The organism is Streptomyces sp. NPDC031049 (assembly GCF_055571015.1).
Window position 1 is genome coordinate 443254 of sequence record NZ_JBVIGC010000004.1, and the last position, 19017, is coordinate 462270.

Below are 19017 nucleotides of genomic sequence, written 5' to 3' on the forward strand. Positions count from 1 at the left end.
CCCCTGTGGTCACAGGGTGCGCAGCAGCACCGCCGGTTGTTCCACGCAGTCCGCCACGTACCGCAGGAAACCGCCCGCCGTGCCGCCGTCGCACACCCGGTGGTCGAAGGTGAGCGACAGCTGGACGACCTGCCGGACCGCCAGTTCCCCTTCGTGCACCCACGGCTTGGGCACGATGCGGCCGACGCCGAGCATGGCCGCCTCGGGGTGGTTGATGATCGGCGTGGAGCCGTCGACGCCGAACACGCCGTAGTTGTTCAACGTGAACGTGCCGCCGGTGAGTTGGGCAGGGGTCAGGGTGCCGGTCCGGGCGGCCTCGGTCAGCCGGGCGAACTCCGCGGTCAGCGACTCGGCGTCGCGCGTGTGGGCGTCCCGGACGACGGGGACGACGAGCCCCCGGTCCGTCTGGGCGGCGAAGCCGAGGTGGACCGCGTCGAGCCGGACGACCTCCCGCGCCTCCGTGTCGACCGTGGAGTTCAGCTCCGGGTAGCGGGCGAGGGCGGCGGTGCAGATCCGGGCCAGCAGGGCGAGCAGGGAGATCTTCGGTCCGCCGGCCGCGTTCATCGCCGTCCGGGCGCGCATCAGTTCCGTGGCGTCGGCGTCCACCCAGCAGGTGGCGTCCGGTATCTCCCGACGGCTGCGGGAGAGCTTGTCGGCCACGGCGCCCCGGACGCCCTTGAGGGGCGTGCGCGTGACGCCCGCGGCCACGGGGGCGTGCGGACGCGTGGCGGAGGCGGAGCCCGCGGTGGGCGTCGTGGAGGCCCCGGGCGCCGCGGGGACGGGACCGGCCGTCGCACCGGCGGGCTCGGGGGTGTGCGGCACGCGCGTGTGCGGTGCGGTGTGCGGTGTGGGCGGGTGCGGTGCGGTGTGCGGATGCGGCTCGGTCCGCCGGTCCTGGCGTTCCCGTGCGGCGGCGGCCCGCAGCGCGTACTCCACGTCGGCCCGCAGGATCAGTCCGTCCGGGCCCGAGCCGGTCAGTTCGCGCAGGTCCAGGCCGTTCTCCCGGGCCAGCCGCCGGACCAGCGGCGAGATGACCGGAACCGGGCCCTCGGCGCGCTCCGGGGACCGGTCCCGTCCGTTCGTCCGCCCGTCGGTCCGCCGCTCCGGCCCCCCGGAGGCGGCGTGGGCGGCGGGAGCGGCGGGTGTCGGTCGCTCCGGCCGCACCCGGCGCCGGCGGGCGGGCGCCTGCCCGGTGCCGTATCCCACCAGGACGTTGCCGGAGCCCTCGGTGCCGGTGCCGCCCTCCGCGGCGTCGGACCGCCCGGCGCTCTGCGCCGACCCGGCGTCGGCCGCACCGGCACCGGCCGCACCGGCCCGGGAGCCGTCGGCCGCCGCGTCCCGGGTCGGCCGGTCCGGCGCGGTCTCGCCCACCGCGACGGTCAGCAGGGGCGCCCCGACGGGCAGTTCCGTGCCCTCCTCCCCGAAGCGCGCGGTGACCACACCGCCGTAGGGGCAGGGCACCTCGACCATCGCCTTGGCCGTCTCGACCTCGACGACCGGCTGGTCGACCGCGACGACGTCGCCGACCTCGACCAGCCAGCGCACGATCTCCGCCTCGGTGAGCCCCTCACCGAGGTCGGGGAGCTTGAACTCCAGCACCTGTGCCATCAGCTCTCGGCCTCCCATTGCAGACGCGCCACGGCGTCCAGGATGCGGTCCACACCGGGCAGATGGTGGCGCTCCAGCATCGGCGGCGGATACGGCACGTCGAATCCGGCCACCCGCAGCACCGGCGCCTCCAGGTGGTGGAAGCAGCGCTCGGTGACCCGGGCCGCGATCTCCCCGCCCGGGCCCCCGAAGGAGCCCGACTCGTGGACCACGACCGCGCGTCCCGTCCGCCGCACCGAGGCGCAGACCGTCTCGTCGTCGAACGGCACCAGTGAGCGCAGATCGACCACTTCGAGGTCCCATCCCTCGGCCCGGGCCGCCTCGGCCGCCTCCATGCAGACGGGCAGGGACGGCCCGTACGTGATGAGCGTGGCGCTCCGCCCCGGGCGCCGCACCACCGCCCGGCCCATCGGCTCCACGGGCGTCGGCTCCTCGGGGTTCCAGGAGTCCTTCGACCAGTACAGGCGCTTGGGTTCGAGGAAGACGACGGGGTCGTCGGAGGCGATGGCCGCGCGCAGCAGGCCGTAGGCGTCGGCGACGGTGGCGGGCGTGACGACATGGAGCCCCGGAGTCGCCATGTAGTACGCCTCGGACGAGTCGCTGTGGTGCTCGACGCCGCCGATGCCGCCGCCGTAGGGGACGCGGACGGTCAGCGGCAGCGGCATGGCGCCGCGGGTGCGGTTGCGCATCTTGGCGACGTGGCTGACGAGCTGCTCGAACGCCGGATAGGCGAAGGCGTCGAACTGCATCTCCACCACCGGCCGCAGCCCGTACATCGCCATGCCGACGGCCGTGCCGAGGATGCCCGCCTCGGCGAGCGGGGTGTCCGTGCAGCGGTCCTCGCCGAACTCCTTCGCGAGCCCGTCGGTGACCCGGAAGACGCCGCCGAGGGTGCCCACGTCCTCGCCCAGGACGTGGACACTGCTGTCCTCGGCCATGGCGTCGCGCAACGCGCGCGTGAGGGCCTGCGCCATGGTGGCCGGCTTGACGGCGACGGTGGTCATCGGTGCGTCCCCTCCGACTCGGCCTCGGCCTCCAACTCCGCGCGCAGCTGTGCGCGTTGCTCGCGCAGCTGCGGGGTCGGCTCGGCGTACACGTGGGCGAACAGGTCCATCGGGTCGAGTACCGGGTCCTGGTTCATGCGGGCGCGCAGGTCGGCGGCCATGGCCTCGGCGTCCTCGCGGGCGGCGCGCCTGGCGTCCTCGTCGAGCAGACCGCGCTCGGTCAGCTCCCGCTCCAGCAGCTCGATCGGGTCGTGCCCCCGCCAGGTCTCGACTTCGGCCTCGCCCCGGTAGCGGGTGGCGTCGTCGGCGTTGGTGTGCGCGTCGACGCGGTAGGTGATCGCCTCGACCAGGGTGGGACCGCCGCCCTCGCGGGCACGCCGCACGGCGTCGGCGAGGACCTCGTGCACGGCCGCCGCGTCGTTTCCGTCGACCAGGCGGCCGGGCATGCCGTAGCCGACGGCCTTGTGGGCCAGCGACGGGGCGGCGGTCTGCTTGGCGAGCGGGACGGAGATCGCGAAGCCGTTGTTCTGCACCAGGAACACCACCGGGGCCTGCCAGACGGCGGCGAAGTTCAGCGCCTCGTGGAAGTCGCCCTCGCTGGTGCCGCCGTCGCCGACCATGGCCAGGGCCACCACGTCGTCGCCCTTGAGGCGGGCGGCGTGGGCGAGGCCGACGGTGTGCGGCAGCTGGGTGGCGAGCGGCGTGGACAGGGGGGCGACCCGGTGCTCGTAGGGGTCGTAGCCGGTGTGCCAGTCGCCGCGCAGCAGGGTGAGGGCCTGGACGGGGTCGACGCCGCGGGCGACGACGGCGAGCGTGTCGCGGTAGCTCGGGAAGAGCCAGTCACGGTCCTGAAGGACCAGGGCCGCGGCGATCTCGCAGGCCTCCTGGCCGGTGCTGGACGGGTAGACGGCGAGCCGGCCCTGCTTGGTCAGGGCGGTGGCCTGCGCGTTGTACCGACGGCCGGAGACCAGCCGGGCGTACAGGGACCGCAGCAGCTCGGGATCGGCCTCGGCCGCCGCCTCGGTGCCCAGGACGCGGTACGGCTCCGCGTCGGGCAGCAGCGGCGCGGGGTCGGTACGGGGCTGCCAGGCGGGCGGCGGTGTCGGCCGGTACGCGCCCCGCTGCTCCATGACCGTCATGACGGCACCTCCTCGTGGGAGCGGCTTGTCGGCACGCCACAGGTGTGTGACGGGCCTCACCTACCGATTGTTCGGTCGCCGGTGCATTTTGGCTACAGGCGGCCCCAGGCTGTGGACAAACGGTTCTCCACAACCTGAGATGGACGCAGTACGTCCATGGTAGGGAGGCGGGGGGAGATGGCATCTGAACAAATGGCCGAGCGGCAGGAGGATTCCGGGCAGGCCGGTGCCCCCCTGCCGCCGCCCCGCCCCCTGGACGCCATCGATCAGGACATCCTGCGGATGCTCCAGGCGGACGGCCGCGCCTCGATACGCTCGGTGGCCGAACGGGTGCACGTCTCCCGCGCGAACGCCTACGCGCGCATCAACCGCCTCGTCGAGGACGGCGTCATCCGCGGCTTCGGCGCCCGCGTCGACCATGAGCGCGCCGGGCAGGGCACCTCGGCGTACATCACCCTGAAGATCGTCCAGAACTCCTGGCGCACGGTGCGCGAGCGGCTCAAGGAACTGCCCGGCGCCTCGCACATCGCCCTGGTCGGCGGCGACTTCGACGTCCTGCTGCTGGTGCACACCCCCGACAACCGCGCCCTGCGCGAGCTGGTGCTGACCCGCATCCAGGCGATCCCCGAGGTCCTCGGCACCCGCACGCTGCTGGTGTTCGAGGAGGAGGACCTGGAGCCGCGGGACTGAGTCCCGCGCCGCCCCTCACGCGTCCTTGCGGAGCCCCCCGAACACCAACCGCACCACCGCTTCGCCGACTTCGGCGGCGCCCGCGCCCCGGCCGTCCGGCCGGTACCACTCCACGATCGAGTTGATCATCCCGAAGACCAGCCGCGTCGCGAGCCGACCCTCGACGTCGTCGCGCACGTCCCCCTCGGCCGCCGCCGCCCGCAGCAGCTCCGCCACCCGGTGGTCGAACTCGCGCCGCCGCTCCAGCGCCCACCGTTCGGTGTCCGTGTTGCCGCGCACCCTCAGCAACAGCGTCACATAGGGCAGTTCGGCTATGAGGACCTCGACCATGCGCCGCACGACGTGCTCCAGCCGCTCGACGGCACGCCCCACGCGCGCGTGCTCCTCGCCGAGGATCCCGAACAGCTCGTCGAGGGCCCGGCTCACGGCCCTGCGCAGCAGCTCCTCCTTGCCCGTGACGTGGTGGTAGATGGACGACTTGGAGATGCCGGCCGCCTTGGAGAGGTGCTCCATGGAGGTGCCGTCGTAGCCGCGCTCGATGAAGACCTGCACGGCGACGGACAGCAGGGTCTCCGGCGTGTAGGTGTCGCGCTTGGCGGTGGTCATGGGGTGCTGCCCTCCCGCTTGTCGGAGGCGTGCGCGTGCCGGTGCAGCGCCAGGGACGGCGCGTACCGGCCGGTGGGCACGCACGCGTGCAGGTTGCCGAGGAGTGCGCGGGCCCAGTCGGCGCCGAGCCTGCGGCTCCACTCGAGCGGTCCCAGCGGGTAGTTGACACCCAGACGCATCGCCGTGTCGACGTCCTCGGGGCCGGCCACGCCCTGGGCGACCGCCTCGTGCGCCAGGTCGACGATCCGGGCGACCGTGCGGGCGACGATCATGCCGGGGACGTCACCGATGACGCTGACCTTCTTGCCGAGTGCCTGGAACAGGCCGGTGGCCTCGGCGAGTGTCCGCCCGGAGGCGGCCTCGGAGGCGGCGAGGGCGACGCGGGTGGCCCCGCGGTAGTCCAGCGCCAGGTCGAAGTGGACGACGTCGCCCGACTCCACGCAGGTACGGCCGTCCGTGAGGGCCAGCCGTCCGCCGCCGGGCAGGACCAGTCCCGTGCGGTCGGGCCCGGTCCCGGCGGCGCGGTCGGCCCGGTCATGCTCCCGGACCTCGATGCCCGCCTCGCGGATCAGCGCGAGCACCTCGGAGGCCGGGCCGAGGCCACCCTCGGCGACGACGTACGCGGGCGGCTCGGCCGCCTCCGCGGTGTGCGGTCCGGGCCGCTCGGCGCCCTCCCGGTAGTCGTACCAGCCCTGCCCGCTCTTGCGACCGAGCCGCCCGGACTCCACCAGGCGGCGCTGGGCGAGCGAGGGCGTGAAGCGCACGTCCTGGAAGAAGGACCGCCACACGGAGTGCGTGACGGACTCGTTGACGTCCTGCCCGATGAGGTCGGTCAGCTCGAAGGCGCCCATCCTGAAGCCACCCGACTCGCGCAGCACCGCGTCGATGGTGGCCGGGTCGGCGCCGCGGTCCTCGTACACCGCGAGGGCCTCGGCGTAGAACGGCCTGGCGATGCGGTTGACGATGAAGCCGGGGGTGTCGGCGCAGGCCACCGGCGTCTTGCCCCAGGCCCGGGCCGTCTCGTACGCGCGCGTGGCCGCGGCGGGGTCGGTGGCGAACCCGGAGACCACCTCCACCAGCGGCAGCAGCGGGGCGGGGTTGAAGAAGTGCAGTCCGACGAAGCGGCCCGGGGCGCGCAGGGCGCCGCCGATGGCGGTGACGGACAACGAGGAGGTGTTCGTGGCGAGCAGGCAGTCCTCGGCGACGACGTCCTCCAGCTCGCGGAACAGCTCCTGCTTGACCTCCAGCCGCTCCAGGACCGCCTCGACGACCAGCGCGCAGCCGGCGAGGCCGGCGAGCGAGTCGACGGGCTCCAGCCGGGCGCGGGCGGCGTCCCGGTCGGCGGCGGTGAGCCGCTCCTTCTCGACGAGCCGGTCGAGCCGGGCACCGATCGCATCGGCCGCCTGCCGGGCCCGTCCCGGCACGGCGTCACAGAGGCGTACGGGATGGCCCGCGACCAGCGCCACCTGGGCGATGCCCTGGCCCATCGTGCCGGTTCCGACGACGGCCACGGGGCTGCTGAGGTCGAGTGCTGTCATGTGCGCGATCCTCCCGCACGAGGTTTTCCACAGATGCGGCGGACCCCCTTGTACCGACCGATCGTTCGGTTACTCTAACTCTGTCCGGCTGTTCCCGCCCAGGTTTCCGCGAAGTCCTGTCCGCCCAGGTCATGAGCTCGACGTGGAGCTCATGAAGACGAGGAGTTGGTCCCGCATGGCCGCCGAACCCACCGCGCACGCACTGATCGCCAAGCACCGGCCCACCCTCGACCAGGCGCTGGAAGCGATCCGTACGCGCGCGTACTGGTCCCCCCACCCCGAGCACCCCAAGGCCTACGGGGAGAACGGCAGCCTGGACACGGCCGCGGGCAAGGCCGCCTTCGACGCGCTGCTCGGCACCCGCCTCGACCTCGGCCAGCCCGGCACGGACGACTGGGTCGGCGGCGAGACCTCGCCGTACGGCATCGAGCTGGGCGTGACGTACCCGCACGCGGACCTCGACGTGCTGCTCCCGGCCATGCGCTCGGGCATGCGCGCATGGCGGGACGCCGGCGCCGAGCTGCGTGCCGTGGTGTGCCTGGAGATCCTCAAGCGCATCAGCGACCGGACGCACGAGTTCGCCCACGCGGTCATGCACACCTCCGGCCAGGCGTTCATGATGGCGTTCCAGGCGGGCGGCCCGCACGCCCAGGACCGCGGCCTGGAAGCGGTGGCGTACGCGTACGCGGAGCAGTCCCGCACCCCGGACGTCGCGGAGTGGACCAAGCCGCAGGGCAAGCGCGACCCGCTGGCCCTGACCAAGCGGTTCACCCCGGTCCCGCGCGGCATCGGCCTGGTGATCGGCTGCAACACCTTCCCCACGTGGAACGGCTACCCGGGCCTGTTCGCCTCCCTGGCCACCGGCAACGCGGTGCTGGTCAAGCCGCACCCGCGCGCGGTGCTGCCGCTCGCGCTCACCGTGCAGGCGGCCCGCGAGGTGCTCACCGAGGCCGGTTTCGACCCCAACCTGGTGGCCCTGGCCGCCGAGCGGCCCGGCGAGGGCATCGCCAAGTCCCTCGCCACGCGCCCGGAGATCCGGATCATCGACTACACCGGCTCCACGGAGTTCGGCGACTGGCTGGAGGCCAACGCCCGCCAGGCCCAGGTCTACACCGAGAAGGCCGGTGTCAACACGGTCGTCGTGGAGTCCACCGACGACTACCAGGGCATGCTGGCCAACCTGGCGTTCTCCCTGTCGCTGTACAGCGGCCAGATGTGCACCACCCCGCAGAACCTGCTCGTCCCCCGCGACGGCATCCGCACCGACCAGGGCCCCAAGACCTTCGACGAGGTGACCGCCGACCTGGCCAAGGCCGTCGACGGCCTGCTCGGCGACGACGCGCGGGCGAACGCCCTGCTCGGCGCCATCGTCAACCCGGACGTCAAGGCCCGTCTGGACGCCGCCGCCGGTCTCGGCGAGGTCGCCCTCGCCTCCCGCGCGGTGCCGAACCCCGAGTTCCCGGACGCCGTCGTGCGCACCCCGGTGATCGTGAAGCTGGACGGCGCCAAGCCGGAGGACGAGGCCGCCTACATGAGCGAGTGCTTCGGCCCCGTCTCCTTCGCGGTGGCGGTCGACTCGGCCGCCGACGCGATGGAGCTGCTGCGCCGCAGCATCCGGGAGAAGGGCGCGATGACGGTCGGCGCCTACACCACCGACGCCGAGGTCGAGCAGGCGGTGCAGGAGGTCTGTCTGGAGGAGGCCGCCCAGCTGTCCCTCAACCTCACCGGCGGGGTGTACGTCAACCAGACGGCCGCCTTCTCCGACTTCCACGGCTCGGGCGGCAACCCGGCGGCCAACGCGGCCCTCACCGACGGCGCCTTCGTCGCCAACCGCTTCCGCGTGGTCGAGGTGCGCCGGGAGGCGTAGCGCCGGCGGGACGGGCCGGGCGGACCGGGTGGGCCAGGCGGATCAGGCCTCGGGGGGCGCGTACGGTGCGCCCCCGGAGGCGCTCCAGTGGTACAGCGTCATGGCCACGCTGGTCGCCAGGTTGTAGCTGGAGACCTGGGGGCGCATCGGCAGCGCCACCAGATGGTCGGCACGCGCGCGCAGCTCGCGGGAGAGTCCGCTGCGCTCCGAACCGAACGCGAGCAGCGCGTCGTCCGGCAGTTCCAGCCGGCGGATGTCCTCGCCCTCCGGGTCCAGGGCGTACACCGGTCCGTGCGGCAGCTCCGCGACGTCCAGCCGTTCCACGGCGGTGGCGAAGTGCAGCCCGGCCCCGCCGCGCACCACCGTCGGATGCCAGGGGTCGAGGGTGCCGGTGGTGACCACGCCGGTCGCCCCGAAACCTGCGGCCAGGCGGATCACGGCGCCCGCGTTGCCGAGGTTGCGCGGGTTGTCGAGGACCACGACGGGCGCGGTGCGCGGGGCGTGCGCGAGCTGCCGCAGGTTCGCCTCGCGGGAGGGGCGTACGGCCAGGGCCGCCACACCGGTGGGATGCGGACGCGGCACCAGCGAGCCGTACACCGGCTCCGGCACCTCGGCCAGCAGGTCCTCCAGCCTCTCCCGGACGTCCGGCGCCAGTGCGTCGGCGAGGGCGAGCGCGGCACCGCGGTCGGTGGTGACGGCCGCCGGCACCTCGGCGCCGAAGCGCAGCGCGTGCTTGAGGGCGTGGAAGCCGTCGAGCAGCACACAGCCGGCGGCGAGGCGGTGCCAGCCGCTGACGGGATCGGTCATGTCGGGAAGCCTACGTGCCTGCCCTCGGCGTCCTGGCCGGCCTTCACCGCCCGTTGCCCGGGGACGACCGCCCGCTCCCGCCGCCCCGGCAGCCGCCCACGCGCGCGGGTTGCCCAGCCGCCGACCCGCCGCAGGAAGGACGTAGGCAGGAACACGGCGTCGGCCACGATCATCGCCAGCGAGAAGAACGGCAGCCCGAGGACGACCGCGATCGCGGCGTGCTCGATCATCATGACGGCCAGCAGCACGTTCTTGACCCGCCGGTTGAACAGCGTGAACGGGAAGGCGACCTGCACGGCGACCGTGCCGTAGGTGATGATCATCACCATGGTGCCGCTGGCGGCCAGCAGGTCGGCCAGGGCGGGCCAGGGGGAGAAGTAGTCCAGGTGCAGCGGGTAGTAGACCGCGGTGCCGTCCTGCCAGCGCGAGCCCTGGATCTTGTACCAGCCGGCGGTCGCGTAGATCAGGCACGCCTCGGCCATGATCACCAGCAGGGCGCCGTTGTGCACGGTGTTGGCGACCACGTCGAGCAGGATCCGCGGCTCGCGCGTCCGCTCGATGCGCTGGACGGCCCACCACAGGGCCTGCGCGCCCCAGACCACCCACAGCAGCACCGGCACCAGCCAGTCGCCGTCGAACCGGCCCGCGAGCGTCACCGTGAGCAGCACGAAGCCGAGCACGCTCCACAGGACCGGCCCGATCCGGTCCGGCACGCTCTCGCCACGCGCGCGTGCCTCCTCGGCGCGCCGGGCCCGGCGCGCGTCCAGGGACCAGACCCGGGAGCAGCGGGTGAAGACGAGGTAGATGCTCATCAGGTGCAGGACGTTGTCGCCGCCGTCGCCCATGAAGACGCTGCGGTTCTGCAACGAGAGCACGCCGACCATGAAGAGGACCGCCATGGTGCGGGTGCGCCAGCCGAGCAGCAGCAGCCCGCTGCTGACGACGGCCAGGGCGTAGACGGTCTCGAACCAGAAGCGGCCGTCCCACCACATCAGTGCCGTGAAGGCGCCGTTGTCCGCGATCAGCTGCTGGGCGAGGGTCCAGCTCCAGGGGCCGTCCGGGCCGTACAGCTCGTGGCGGTGGGGCAGCTCGCGCAGCAGGAACAGCAGCCAGGTGGCGCTGAAGCCGATGCGGATCACGGCGCTCTGGTAGCGGCCGAGCGGGGCCTCGGTGACGCGGGCGATGCCGCGGGAGACCGACAGGGCGAGGCGGTTCACCGGGCGGCTCCTTCCGCATCGCGGGCCGGGACCGGCCACCAGGGGAGCTCCCGGTACTGCGGGCGGTCCGAGACCTTCTCACGGCTCCAGTCCGGCGGCGGCACGTTCACCGTGCGGGAGCGGAACTGGACGCGTTCGAGGGTTCCGTCCGGCCCGGCCGCCTCGTTGCGCTCCAGGCGCAGCTCGGCTATCCGGCGCAGGTACGTCTCGGACAGCGCGCCGCGCAGCCCGACCGGCCGGTTGTCGGAGTCGTGGGTGGCGACGAAGAAGTCCCAGGCGCGGCGCAGCTCGTTCTGCTGGGTGTGGCTCGGCACCGGGTTGCCGTCGATGGCCCGGCCGTCCTCGGCGGACAGGTCGTACCAGCCGGTGGTGCGTATGCCGCCGTCCGCGGTGCGCACCTCGGCGCGGACCTGGACGGCGGTGTTCTGCTGGAGCGGGTTCGGCGCGAAGAGCTTCCAGTTCTGCTCGAACTCCGGGTAGACCCACCCGTCGACGGTCTCGCCGTGCCGCTTGGTCAGCGTGTTGGCCGGCGCGACGTGCAGGAAGATCATGCCGAGGTGGACGCAGACGGTGACGGCCACGACCGCCAGGGCCAGTGCCGCGCCGACCTGGTAGCGCAGGGAGAGGGCGGCGACGCCGGTGCGGGCCTCGGGTCCCGGGGCGTCGGCCGGGGACGGAGGCGACCCGGCCGGCCGCTCTACGGGCGGCGGAGGACCGCCCAGCCGCTCTCGGGACCCGGCCGGCCGCTCCGGGGGCTCGGCCAACCGCTCCGGGGCCTCAACCGGCCACTCCGGGGCCTCGGCCGGCCGTTCTCGGGACTGACGAGGGCCGACGACCTGTTCCCGGGGCTGCGGAGGGCCGTCCGGCTGCTCCGGCGGCTGCCGGTCGGCCGGCCCCCTGTCGTACGCGTCCATTCCGCCCCGTTCCCCGATTCCGCTCAGTCCGGTCCGTCGTGCCGCCCGCCTGCCGCCGGGCGCCGTCGCGCCCGCCCGGCAGCCCCGCGTTCGAACGCGAACGGTACTCAGGACCGTCCGCGCCCACAGCCCCCGGCGGGCCCCTCGCACCGTGGCCGTCGCCACATCCACCGCGGCTGCCACCGGCAGACGCACTGCGAGCGCCGTCGTCCACAGGCAGCCCCGGCAGGTTATCCACAGCGGTTGACACCTTACGGCGCCCGTCTCACCATGGAATCGCACGAACCGAACGATCGGTCGGGAGCGTGCTCCCAGCAGAGCCCAGGTCGAGGGGGACCTCATGGCGACAGCAGCCGCGGACCACACGGCCCGCACCCAGGCGCCCGGTACGGCGGACACCGCCGGCGCCCGCGTCGGCACCACCGCCGGCACAGCCGACGACACCGCCGCGTACCAGCGCGCCTTCGACGCCGCCGTGGCCGCCGACGACCGCATAGAGCCGCGCGACTGGATGCCCGACGCCTACCGGTCGACACTCGTCCGGCAGATCGCCCAGCACGCGCACTCCGAGATCATCGGCATGCAGCCGGAGGCCAACTGGATCACGCGCGCGCCCTCGCTGCGCCGCAAGGCCATCCTGATGGCCAAGGTCCAGGACGAGGCAGGCCACGGCCTGTATCTGTACAGCGCCGCCGAGACCCTCGGCGTGAGCCGGGACGAGCTGCTCGACAAGCTCCACTCGGGCCGCCAGAAGTACTCCTCGATCTTCAACTACCCCACGCTGACCTGGGCTGACGTCGGCGCGATCGGCTGGCTGGTGGACGGCGCCGCGATCACCAACCAGGTCCCCCTGTGCCGCTGCTCCTACGGTCCGTACGCCCGCGCGATGGTCCGCATCTGCAAGGAGGAGTCCTTCCACCAGCGCCAGGGGTACGAGCTGCTGCTCGCGCTCAGCAAGGGCACGCCCGAGCAGCACGCGATGGCGCAGGACGCGGTGGACCGCTGGTGGTGGCCGTCGCTGATGATGTTCGGCCCGCCCGACGACGCGTCCCAGCACTCGGCGCAGTCGATGGCCTGGAAGATCAAGCGGCACTCGAACGACGAGCTGCGCCAGCGCTTCGTCGACATCTGCGTCCCCCAGGCCGAGTCCCTCGGCCTCACCCTCCCCGACCCGGAGCTGCGCTGGAACGAGGAGCGGGGGCACTACGACTTCGGCCCGATCGACTGGACCGAGTTCTGGGAGGTCCTCAAGGGCAACGGCCCGTGCAACGAGCAGCGGATCACCCAGCGCAGGCGGGCGCACGACGAGGGCGCGTGGGTCCGGGAGGCGGCCGCGGCCTACGCGGCGAAGCAGGCGGACAGGACCGGGCACACCGGTGAGCGCGAGGAGGCGCACGCATGAGCACGACCGACTGGCCGCTGTGGGAGGTCTTCGTCCGCTCCCGGCGCGGCCTCGCCCACACCCACGCCGGCAGCCTGCACGCCCCGGACGCCCAGCTGGCCCTGCGCAACGCCCGGGACCTGTACACCCGCCGCGGCGAGGGCGTCTCCCTCTGGGTGGTCCCGTCGTCCGCGATCACCGCCTCCTCTCCCGACGAGAAGGACCCGTTCTTCGAGCCGGCCGCCGACAAGCCCTACCGGCATCCGACGTTCTACGAGATCCCGGAGGGGGTGCAGCACCTGTGACGACGCCCATGGCCCATGACGCCCTGCCCACCACGGCCGCCCTCGCCCTCGGCGACGACGCCCTGGTGCTCTCCCACCGCCTGGGCGAGTGGGCCGGCCACGCCCCCGTGCTGGAGGAGGAGGTCGCCCTCGCCAACATCGCCCTCGACCTGCTCGGCCAGGCCCGGATCCTGCTGTCCGCGGCCGGCGACGAGGACGCGCTGGCGTTCCTCCGCGAGGAGCGCGCCTTCCGCAACCTCCAGCTGGTGGAACAGCCCAACGGCGACTTCGCCCACACCATCGCCCGCCAGCTGTACTTCTCCGTCTACCAGCACCTGCTCCACGCCGAACTGGCCGCGGGCGGCGGCCCGTTCGCGCCGCTGGCCGCCAAGGCGGTCAAGGAGACCGCCTACCACCGCGACCACGCCGAGCAGTGGACGCTGCGCCTCGGCGACGGCACGGAGGAAAGTCACGAGCGGATGCAGCGCGCCTGCGACGCGCTGTGGCGGTTCACCGGCGAGATGTTCCAGCCGGTGGAGGGGCTCGACGTCGACTGGGCGGCGCTGGAGCCGGCCTGGCTGGAGGCCGTCGGGGACGTGCTGCGCCGGGCCACCCTGACCGTGCCCGAGGGTCCGCGGACGGGAGCCTGGGCGGCCGGCGCCGGACGCCAGGGCCTGCACACGGAGCCGTTCGGCCGGATGCTCGCCGAGATGCAGCATCTGCACCGCAGCCACCCGGGGGCGTCATGGTGACGCTCACCCCGCTGGAGGCGGAGCTGCTCGACATCGCCGGATCGGTGCCCGACCCCGAACTGCCCGTGCTGACCCTGCGCGAGCTGGGCGTCCTGCGGGCGGTGCGCGTCCAGGGCCCGGACGCGGTCGAGGTGGACCTGACCCCGACGTACACCGGGTGCCCCGCGATCGAGGCGATGTCCCTGGACATAGAGCGTGCGCTGCACGAACACGGCGTACGGGACGTCACGGTCCGCACGGTGCTCGCGCCCGCCTGGTCGACCGACGACATCACCGACGAGGGCCGGGAGAAACTCAGGCGGTTCGGCATCGCGCCCCCGCGCGTACGCCGCCGGCAGGAACCGGTCCCCGTGCCCCTGGGCCCGACCCGCACCCTCCCGTCCGCACCGACGCCCTCGGGGGGACCGGCGCACTCGGCGGGGCCGGGGGACGCGTCCGCCCCGGCCACCCCCGTCCACTGCCCGCACTGCGGGTCCGCCGGCACCGAGCTGCTCAGCCGCTTCTCCTCCACCGCCTGCAAGGCCCTGCGCCGCTGCCTGACCTGCCGCGAACCCTTCGACCACTTCAAGGAGTTGTGAATGGCCCGCTTCCACCGGCTCCCCGTGGTCGCGGTCGACCGGCTCACCGACGACTCCGTCGCCCTCACCCTCGGCGTCCCGCCGCGGCTGCGCGAGGAGTTCCGGCACGCCCCCGGCCAGCATCTCGCCCTGCGCCGGACGGCGGACGGCCAGGAGATCCGCCGCACCTACTCGATCTGCTCCCCGGCACCGGACGGCGAGGGCCCGGACCAGCTGCGGGTCGGCGTCCGACTGGTGGAGGGCGGGGCCTTCTCGACGTACGCGCTGAAGGAGATCGACGTCGGGGACGAGCTGGAGGTCATGACCCCGGCCGGCCGTTTCACCCTGGCCCCCGCCCCGGGGCTGTACGCCGCCGTCGTCGGCGGCAGCGGCATCACCCCGGTGCTGTCGATCGTCTCGACGCTGCTCGCCCGGGAGCCGGAGGCCCGGTTCTGTCTGGTGCGCAGCGACCGGACGTCCGCCTCGACGATGTTCCTGGAGGAGGTCGCCGACCTGAAGGACCGGTACCCCGACCGGTTCCAGCTGGTGACGGTGCTCTCCCGGGAGGAGCAGCAGGCGGGGCTGCCGTCCGGTCGCCTCGACGAGGACCGGCTGACCGGGCTGCTGCCGGCGCTGCTGCCGGTGGAGCGGGTGGACGGCTGGTTCCTGTGCGGGCCGTTCGGGCTGGTGCAGGGCGCCGAGCGGGCGCTGCGCGGGCTCGGCGTGCCGCGCGCCCGCATCCACGAGGAGATCTTCCACGTGGACGCCGGTACGGCGCCGGCCGTCCCGTCCGGTGCCCCCGCGCACAGCACCGTCACCGCCCGCCTGGACGGCCGCGGCGGCACCTGGCCCGTCCGGGAGGGCGAGTCGCTCCTGGAGACGGTGCTGCGCAACCGTCCCGACGCGCCCTACGCCTGCAAGGGCGGGGTGTGCGGGACATGCCGGGCGTTCCTGGTCTCGGGCGAGGTGCGGATGGACCGCAACTACGCGCTGGAGACGGAGGAGACGGAGGCCGGCTATGTGCTGGCGTGCCAGTCGCATCCGGTGACGGAGAAGGTGGAGCTGGACTTCGACCGCTGACGCGAGCGTGGCGCACGGTGCCTCGCCGGATCGTGATCCCATGGGGGCCCGAGGTGAGCTTGACGGGGGGCCCGGTGGACTGGCGTGCGGGCAGCATGGTCCCGGCCCGGTGATCGCTTCCGCCAGCCACGATCGAACGCACGATCGCCCCGAGGGGGCCGGGAGGCCCGTCCCGCCCGACGCCGAGTCGCCAGAACCCCAGGGATCGACAGAGCCCTAGAGCACGTGCCCCGGCTCGCCCCGGTCGTTCACGACGGGCCGGCCGGCGGCGGCCCAGACCTGCATGCCGCCGTCGACGTTCACGGCGTCGATGCCCTGCTGCACCAGATACATGGTGACCTGGGCGGAGCGCCCGCCGGACCGGCAGATCACATGCACGCGGCCGTCCTGCGGCGCCGCCTCGGTGAACTCGCCGTACCGGGCGACGAACTCGCTGATGGGGATGTGCACCGCCCCCTCGGCATGGCCCGCCTGCCACTCGTCGTCCTCCCGGACGTCCAGCAGGAAGGCGTCGTCCTTGAGGTCGGCGACCTCGACCGTGGGCACACCAGCTCCGAAACTCATGCCCCCGACGCTACCGGACACCCCGGGCGCCGGCGGTAGGCCATCGCCCGGCCCACGAACCGAATCCTCACTCCGCCGCACCGACACACCAGCGCGCGGACCCACCAACGCAGGGACCGACCAACGCACCGAACCCAGGCCCCGCCCACGGAGCGTGCCCCCACGAAGCGCAAGCAGCCGACGGCAGGCCTCCGCCCACCGCCTCGCCCTCAGCGGCCCTGCTCGCCCCGGCAGCCGTTCACCGGCCCCCGAGCAGCCCCGCCAGCTCCGCCTCCCGCTCGGCGACCTGGGACCGCAGCTGCTCGGCGATCTCGTCCAGCAGCCGGTCGGGGTCGTCCGGGGCCAGCCGGAGCATGCCGCCGATGGCGCTGTCCTCCAGCTCCTTGGCGACCTGGGTGAGCAGTTCCTTGCGCTGCGCCAGCCACTCCAGGCGGGCGTACAGCTCCTCGGCGCGGCTCGGCCCCCGCACGGGCTGCGGACCGGCGGCCCACTCCTCGGCCAGCTCCCGCAGCTCGGTCTCGTCGCCACGGGCGTAGGCGGCGTTGACCCGCGTGACGAACTCCTCACGCCGCTTGCGGTCGCCCTCCTCCTGGGCCAGGTCGGGGTGTGCCTTGCGGACCAGCTCGCGGTAGAGCCGCCGAGCCTCCTCGCTGGGCCGCACGCGCTTCGGCGGCCGTACCGGCTGGTCCGTGAGCATGGCCACGGCCTCGGGGAACAGCCCCTCGCCGTCCATCCAGCCGTGCATCAGCTCCTCGACGCCGGGCAGCGGCACCAGCCGGGCCCGCGCCTCCTCGGCACGGCGCCGGTCCTCGGGGTCGCCGGAGCGAGCCGCCCGGGCCTCCAGGATCTGCGCGTCCAGCTCCTCCAGACGCGCGTAGACGGGGCCGAGCCGCTGGTGGTGCAGCCGGGAGAAGTTCTCGACCTCCACGCGGAACGTCTCCACGGCGATCTCGAACTCGATGAGCGCCTGCTCCGCGGCCCGCACGGCCCGCTCCAGCCGCTCCTCGGGCCGTCCCTCCACCCGAGGCCCGTCACCCTCGGGCATCGGCTCACCCTCGGGCATCGGCTCACTCTCGGGCGTCAGCTCGCCCTCGGGCATCGGCCGCTGCTCACCGCCCTGCTCAGCTTCCGGAGTCGTCACCCGACCAGCGTAGGCCACGCCCCCGGCCCCTCCGCCGCGCCGCTCACACCCCGCACCAAGCCCCGACACCGCGGCCCCGTCACCGCCGTCCCCGGCCCCGTCACCGCCGTCTCACACCCCCGTCTCCGCCGCCACCTTCCCCATCCGCACCGCCGCCACCAGCTCCGCGTGGTCCGCCTCCGTACGGTCGGCGTACGCGACGGCGAACGCGGCGATCGCCTCGTCCAGCTCCTCGTTCTTGCCGCAGTACCCGGCGATCAGCCGCGGGTCGGCACTGTGCGCGTGGGCGCGGGCCAGCAGGGCGCCGGTCATCCGCGCGTAGTCGTCGATCTGGTCGGCGGCCAGCGCGGCCGGATCGACGCTGCCCTTGCGGTTGCGGAACTGCCGCACCTGGAACGGCCGCCCCTCGACCGACGTCCAGCCCAGCAGGATGTCGCTGACGACCTGCATCCGCTTCTGGCCCAGCACCACCCGGCGGCCCTCGTGCGCCACCTCGGGCACCTCGAAGCCGGCCGTCACCAGATGCGGTACCAGGACCGAGGCCCGCGCCTCCTTCACCTGGAGGACCAGCGGCTCGCCCCGGTGGTCGAGGAGCAGCACGACGTACGACCGCGTGCCCACGCTCCCGGTGCCGACGATCCGGAACGCCACGTCCTGGACCGCGTACCGGGCCAGCAACGGCAGCCGGTCCTCGGACAGCGTGGTCAGATACGACTCCAGGGACGCCGCCACCGCCGCCGCCACCTCGTCCGAGGCCCGCCGCAGCACCGGCGGGGCGTCCACGAACCGCCGCCCGCCGTCCTCCGTCGCCTCGGTCGACCTGGCCGCGAACCGCCCGCTGGTGTTGGCCCGCGCCTTCTGGGCGACCCGCTCGAGCGTGCCGAGCAGGTCGTGGGCGTCGGTGTGGGAGACCAGTTCCTCGTCGGCGATGGCGTTCCAGGCGTCCAGCGCCGGCAGCCTGGCCAGCAGCCGCATGGTGCGCCGGTAGGCGCCCACCGTGTCGTGGGCGGCCTCACGGCAGGTGTCCTCGTCCGCCCCCGCCTCCCGGCCGGCCAGCACGATCGAGGTGGCGAGCCGCTTCAGGTCCCACTCCCAGGGGCCGTGCACGGTCTCGTCGAAGTCGTTCAGGTCGATGACCAGGCCTCCGCGCGCGTCGCCGTACAGACCGAAGTTCGCCGCGTGGGCGTCGCCGCAGATCTGCGCCCGGATCCGGGTCATCGGCGTGCGGGCCAGGTCGTACGCCATGAGCCCGGCCGATCCGCGCAGGAAGGCGAACGGCGTGGCCGCCATCCGGCCGACGCGGATCGGCGTCAGCTCGGCGATCCGGCCGAGGTTGGACTCCTCGACGGCGCTCACCGCGTCGGGACGCACCGGGTCCAGCTCGAGGCTCGCGTGCGCGGACCGCGGCACCCGGCGCCGCAGTGCCTTGCCCTCCGCCTTGGGCGAGCCGTCGGCGGGCCACGCCGCGAAACCCGGCACCACCGGCACCCGTGACCCCGCCGCACCGGCCGTCGCCCCACCGACGGCCTTCCCGCCGGCGATCCCGTCGGCCCCGCTTACCCCGGCCATCCCAGTCACCCCGGTCACCTCGGTACCCCCGGCCACCCCGCTCACCCCAACGATCCCGCTAACTCCGGTGGTCCCGCCAACCCCAGTAGTCCCGCTCGCCTCGGTCATCCCACTCACCCCTCCCCATGGCCCGTACGTCCCCGCGTCGGCGTACGTCGGCGTCAACGCGCCACGACGGTACATCCGCCCCCACCGCACGTACACGAGCCCACCGCACCCGCCGGTGGGGGGGGGGGGGGGGGGGTGGGGGGGGGGGGGGGGGGGGGGGGGGGGGGGGGGGGGGGGGGGGGGGGGGGAAC

At 73.8% G+C, this 19017-nt stretch carries 18 protein-coding genes; 7 read left to right on the forward strand and 11 right to left on the reverse strand.

Going from position 1 to position 19017, the window contains the following annotated elements; all coding sequences use genetic code 11:
- Positions 1–9: 9 nt before the first annotated feature.
- Genes ACZ45Q_RS09715 through pdhA form a run of 3 tightly spaced genes read right to left on the reverse strand, consistent with a single transcriptional unit; the run spans position 10 to position 3751 of the window.
- Positions 10–1608: a dihydrolipoamide acetyltransferase family protein gene (locus tag ACZ45Q_RS09715; RefSeq protein ID WP_468257427.1), complete on the reverse strand. Its 1599-nt coding sequence runs from the start codon at positions 1606–1608 to the stop codon at positions 10–12.
- Entirely contained in the window at positions 1608–2612 is a 1005-nt protein-coding gene (locus ACZ45Q_RS09720; protein WP_468257429.1) for an alpha-ketoacid dehydrogenase subunit beta, read from the reverse strand. Before ACZ45Q_RS09720 ends, ACZ45Q_RS09715 begins: the two co-directional genes overlap by 1 nt.
- Positions 2609–3751 carry a pyruvate dehydrogenase (acetyl-transferring) E1 component subunit alpha gene (gene pdhA, locus ACZ45Q_RS09725; protein ID WP_468257431.1) on the reverse strand — a complete coding sequence of 381 codons (1143 nt, stop codon included), beginning with the start codon at positions 3749–3751 and terminating at the stop codon, positions 2609–2611. Before pdhA ends, ACZ45Q_RS09720 begins: the two co-directional genes overlap by 4 nt.
- Before the next feature lie 177 nt (positions 3752–3928).
- Between pdhA and ACZ45Q_RS09730 the strand changes: the two genes are divergently transcribed.
- Positions 3929–4441: an Lrp/AsnC family transcriptional regulator gene (locus ACZ45Q_RS09730; RefSeq protein WP_468257434.1), complete on the forward strand. Its 513-nt coding sequence runs from the start codon at positions 3929–3931 to the stop codon at positions 4439–4441.
- A gap of 15 nt (positions 4442–4456) precedes the next feature.
- Here ACZ45Q_RS09730 and ACZ45Q_RS09735 read toward each other — a convergent pair whose 3' ends face one another.
- Together ACZ45Q_RS09735 and ACZ45Q_RS09740 are read right to left on the reverse strand one after the other, a co-directional pair.
- Complete coding sequence (locus ACZ45Q_RS09735; RefSeq protein ID WP_468257437.1) at positions 4457–5047, reverse strand: TetR/AcrR family transcriptional regulator; 591 nt, start codon at positions 5045–5047, stop codon at positions 4457–4459.
- Positions 5044–6585: a 3-hydroxyacyl-CoA dehydrogenase gene (locus ACZ45Q_RS09740; protein WP_468257440.1), complete on the reverse strand. Its 1542-nt coding sequence runs from the start codon at positions 6583–6585 to the stop codon at positions 5044–5046. Before ACZ45Q_RS09740 ends, ACZ45Q_RS09735 begins: the two co-directional genes overlap by 4 nt.
- Before the next feature lie 175 nt (positions 6586–6760).
- On the opposite strand from ACZ45Q_RS09740, the gene paaN reads away from it, so the two are divergent.
- Entirely contained in the window at positions 6761–8452 is a 1692-nt protein-coding gene (paaN, locus tag ACZ45Q_RS09745) for a phenylacetic acid degradation protein PaaN (RefSeq protein WP_468257443.1), read from the forward strand.
- Positions 8453–8494: 42 nt separating this feature from the next.
- On the opposite strand, the gene ACZ45Q_RS09750 is transcribed toward paaN, so the two are convergent.
- Genes ACZ45Q_RS09750 through ACZ45Q_RS09760 form a run of 3 tightly spaced genes read right to left on the reverse strand, consistent with a single transcriptional unit; the run spans position 8495 to position 11390 of the window.
- The gene (locus tag ACZ45Q_RS09750) at positions 8495–9259 is read right to left on the reverse strand and encodes a TrmH family RNA methyltransferase (protein ID WP_468257446.1); all 765 of its coding nucleotides are present in this window, start codon (positions 9257–9259) and stop codon (positions 8495–8497) included.
- The gene (locus ACZ45Q_RS09755; RefSeq protein ID WP_468257449.1) at positions 9256–10476 is read right to left on the reverse strand and encodes an HTTM domain-containing protein; all 1221 of its coding nucleotides are present in this window, start codon (positions 10474–10476) and stop codon (positions 9256–9258) included. Before ACZ45Q_RS09755 ends, ACZ45Q_RS09750 begins: the two co-directional genes overlap by 4 nt.
- Entirely contained in the window at positions 10473–11390 is a 918-nt protein-coding gene (locus tag ACZ45Q_RS09760) for a DUF5819 family protein (RefSeq protein ID WP_468257452.1), read from the reverse strand. The genes ACZ45Q_RS09755 and ACZ45Q_RS09760 overlap by 4 nt, the downstream gene beginning before the upstream one ends.
- A 340-nt stretch (positions 11391–11730) precedes the next feature.
- On the opposite strand from ACZ45Q_RS09760, the gene paaA reads away from it, so the two are divergent.
- Genes paaA through ACZ45Q_RS09785 form a run of 5 tightly spaced genes read left to right on the forward strand, consistent with a single transcriptional unit; the run spans position 11731 to position 15444 of the window.
- Entirely contained in the window at positions 11731–12792 is a 1062-nt protein-coding gene (gene paaA, locus ACZ45Q_RS09765) for a 1,2-phenylacetyl-CoA epoxidase subunit PaaA (protein ID WP_468257454.1), read from the forward strand.
- Positions 12789–13076: a 1,2-phenylacetyl-CoA epoxidase subunit PaaB gene (gene paaB / locus ACZ45Q_RS09770; RefSeq protein ID WP_416526008.1), complete on the forward strand. Its 288-nt coding sequence runs from the start codon at positions 12789–12791 to the stop codon at positions 13074–13076. The genes paaA and paaB overlap by 4 nt, the downstream gene beginning before the upstream one ends.
- An 8-nt stretch (positions 13077–13084) precedes the next feature.
- Positions 13085–13807, forward strand: a complete 723-nt coding sequence (gene paaC / locus ACZ45Q_RS09775; protein WP_468257558.1) for a 1,2-phenylacetyl-CoA epoxidase subunit PaaC — start codon at positions 13085–13087, stop codon at positions 13805–13807.
- Positions 13801–14385, forward strand: coding sequence for a 1,2-phenylacetyl-CoA epoxidase subunit PaaD (paaD, locus tag ACZ45Q_RS09780; RefSeq protein ID WP_468257457.1), 585 nt, complete (start codon positions 13801–13803; stop codon positions 14383–14385). Before paaC ends, paaD begins: the two co-directional genes overlap by 7 nt.
- The gene (locus ACZ45Q_RS09785; protein WP_468257460.1) at positions 14386–15444 is read left to right on the forward strand and encodes a 2Fe-2S iron-sulfur cluster-binding protein; all 1059 of its coding nucleotides are present in this window, start codon (positions 14386–14388) and stop codon (positions 15442–15444) included.
- Between the two features lie 216 nt (positions 15445–15660).
- Here the strand turns inward: ACZ45Q_RS09785 and ACZ45Q_RS09790 are convergent, their stop codons facing one another.
- The 3 genes from ACZ45Q_RS09790 to ACZ45Q_RS09800 form a co-directional block, all read right to left on the reverse strand.
- The gene (locus tag ACZ45Q_RS09790; protein WP_468257561.1) at positions 15661–15990 is read right to left on the reverse strand and encodes a rhodanese-like domain-containing protein; all 330 of its coding nucleotides are present in this window, start codon (positions 15988–15990) and stop codon (positions 15661–15663) included.
- Positions 15991–16246: 256 nt separating this feature from the next.
- On the reverse strand, positions 16247–17149 hold the full coding sequence (locus ACZ45Q_RS09795) for a hypothetical protein (RefSeq protein ID WP_468257462.1): 903 nt from the start codon (positions 17147–17149) through the stop codon (positions 16247–16249).
- A 111-nt stretch (positions 17150–17260) separates the two neighbouring features.
- Positions 17261–18718, reverse strand: coding sequence for a DUF2252 domain-containing protein (locus tag ACZ45Q_RS09800; protein WP_468257465.1), 1458 nt, complete (start codon positions 18716–18718; stop codon positions 17261–17263).
- Positions 18719–19017: the final 299 nt, after the last annotated feature.

Coding starts and splice junctions, on each gene's coding strand:
- paaD (WP_468257457.1), top strand. CDS start 13,801: ATGGTGACGCTCACCCCGCTGGAGGCGGAGCTGCTCGACATCGCCGGA.
- paaN (WP_468257443.1), top strand. CDS start 6,761: ATGGCCGCCGAACCCACCGCGCACGCACTGATCGCCAAGCACCGGCCC.
- ACZ45Q_RS09785 (WP_468257460.1), top strand. CDS start 14,386: ATGGCCCGCTTCCACCGGCTCCCCGTGGTCGCGGTCGACCGGCTCACC.
- paaA (WP_468257454.1), top strand. CDS start 11,731: ATGGCGACAGCAGCCGCGGACCACACGGCCCGCACCCAGGCGCCCGGT.
- paaB (WP_416526008.1), top strand. CDS start 12,789: ATGAGCACGACCGACTGGCCGCTGTGGGAGGTCTTCGTCCGCTCCCGG.
- ACZ45Q_RS09760 (WP_468257452.1), bottom strand. CDS start 11,390: ATGGACGCGTACGACAGGGGGCCGGCCGACCGGCAGCCGCCGGAGCAG.
- ACZ45Q_RS09715 (WP_468257427.1), bottom strand. CDS start 1,608: ATGGCACAGGTGCTGGAGTTCAAGCTCCCCGACCTCGGTGAGGGGCTC.
- ACZ45Q_RS09750 (WP_468257446.1), bottom strand. CDS start 9,259: ATGACCGATCCCGTCAGCGGCTGGCACCGCCTCGCCGCCGGCTGTGTG.
- ACZ45Q_RS09740 (WP_468257440.1), bottom strand. CDS start 6,585: ATGACAGCACTCGACCTCAGCAGCCCCGTGGCCGTCGTCGGAACCGGC.
- ACZ45Q_RS09735 (WP_468257437.1), bottom strand. CDS start 5,047: ATGACCACCGCCAAGCGCGACACCTACACGCCGGAGACCCTGCTGTCC.
- ACZ45Q_RS09800 (WP_468257465.1), bottom strand. CDS start 18,718: ATGGCCGGGGTAAGCGGGGCCGACGGGATCGCCGGCGGGAAGGCCGTC.
- paaC (WP_468257558.1), top strand. CDS start 13,085: ATGGCCCATGACGCCCTGCCCACCACGGCCGCCCTCGCCCTCGGCGAC.
- ACZ45Q_RS09720 (WP_468257429.1), bottom strand. CDS start 2,612: ATGACCACCGTCGCCGTCAAGCCGGCCACCATGGCGCAGGCCCTCACG.
- pdhA (WP_468257431.1), bottom strand. CDS start 3,751: ATGACGGTCATGGAGCAGCGGGGCGCGTACCGGCCGACACCGCCGCCC.
- ACZ45Q_RS09730 (WP_468257434.1), top strand. CDS start 3,929: ATGGCATCTGAACAAATGGCCGAGCGGCAGGAGGATTCCGGGCAGGCC.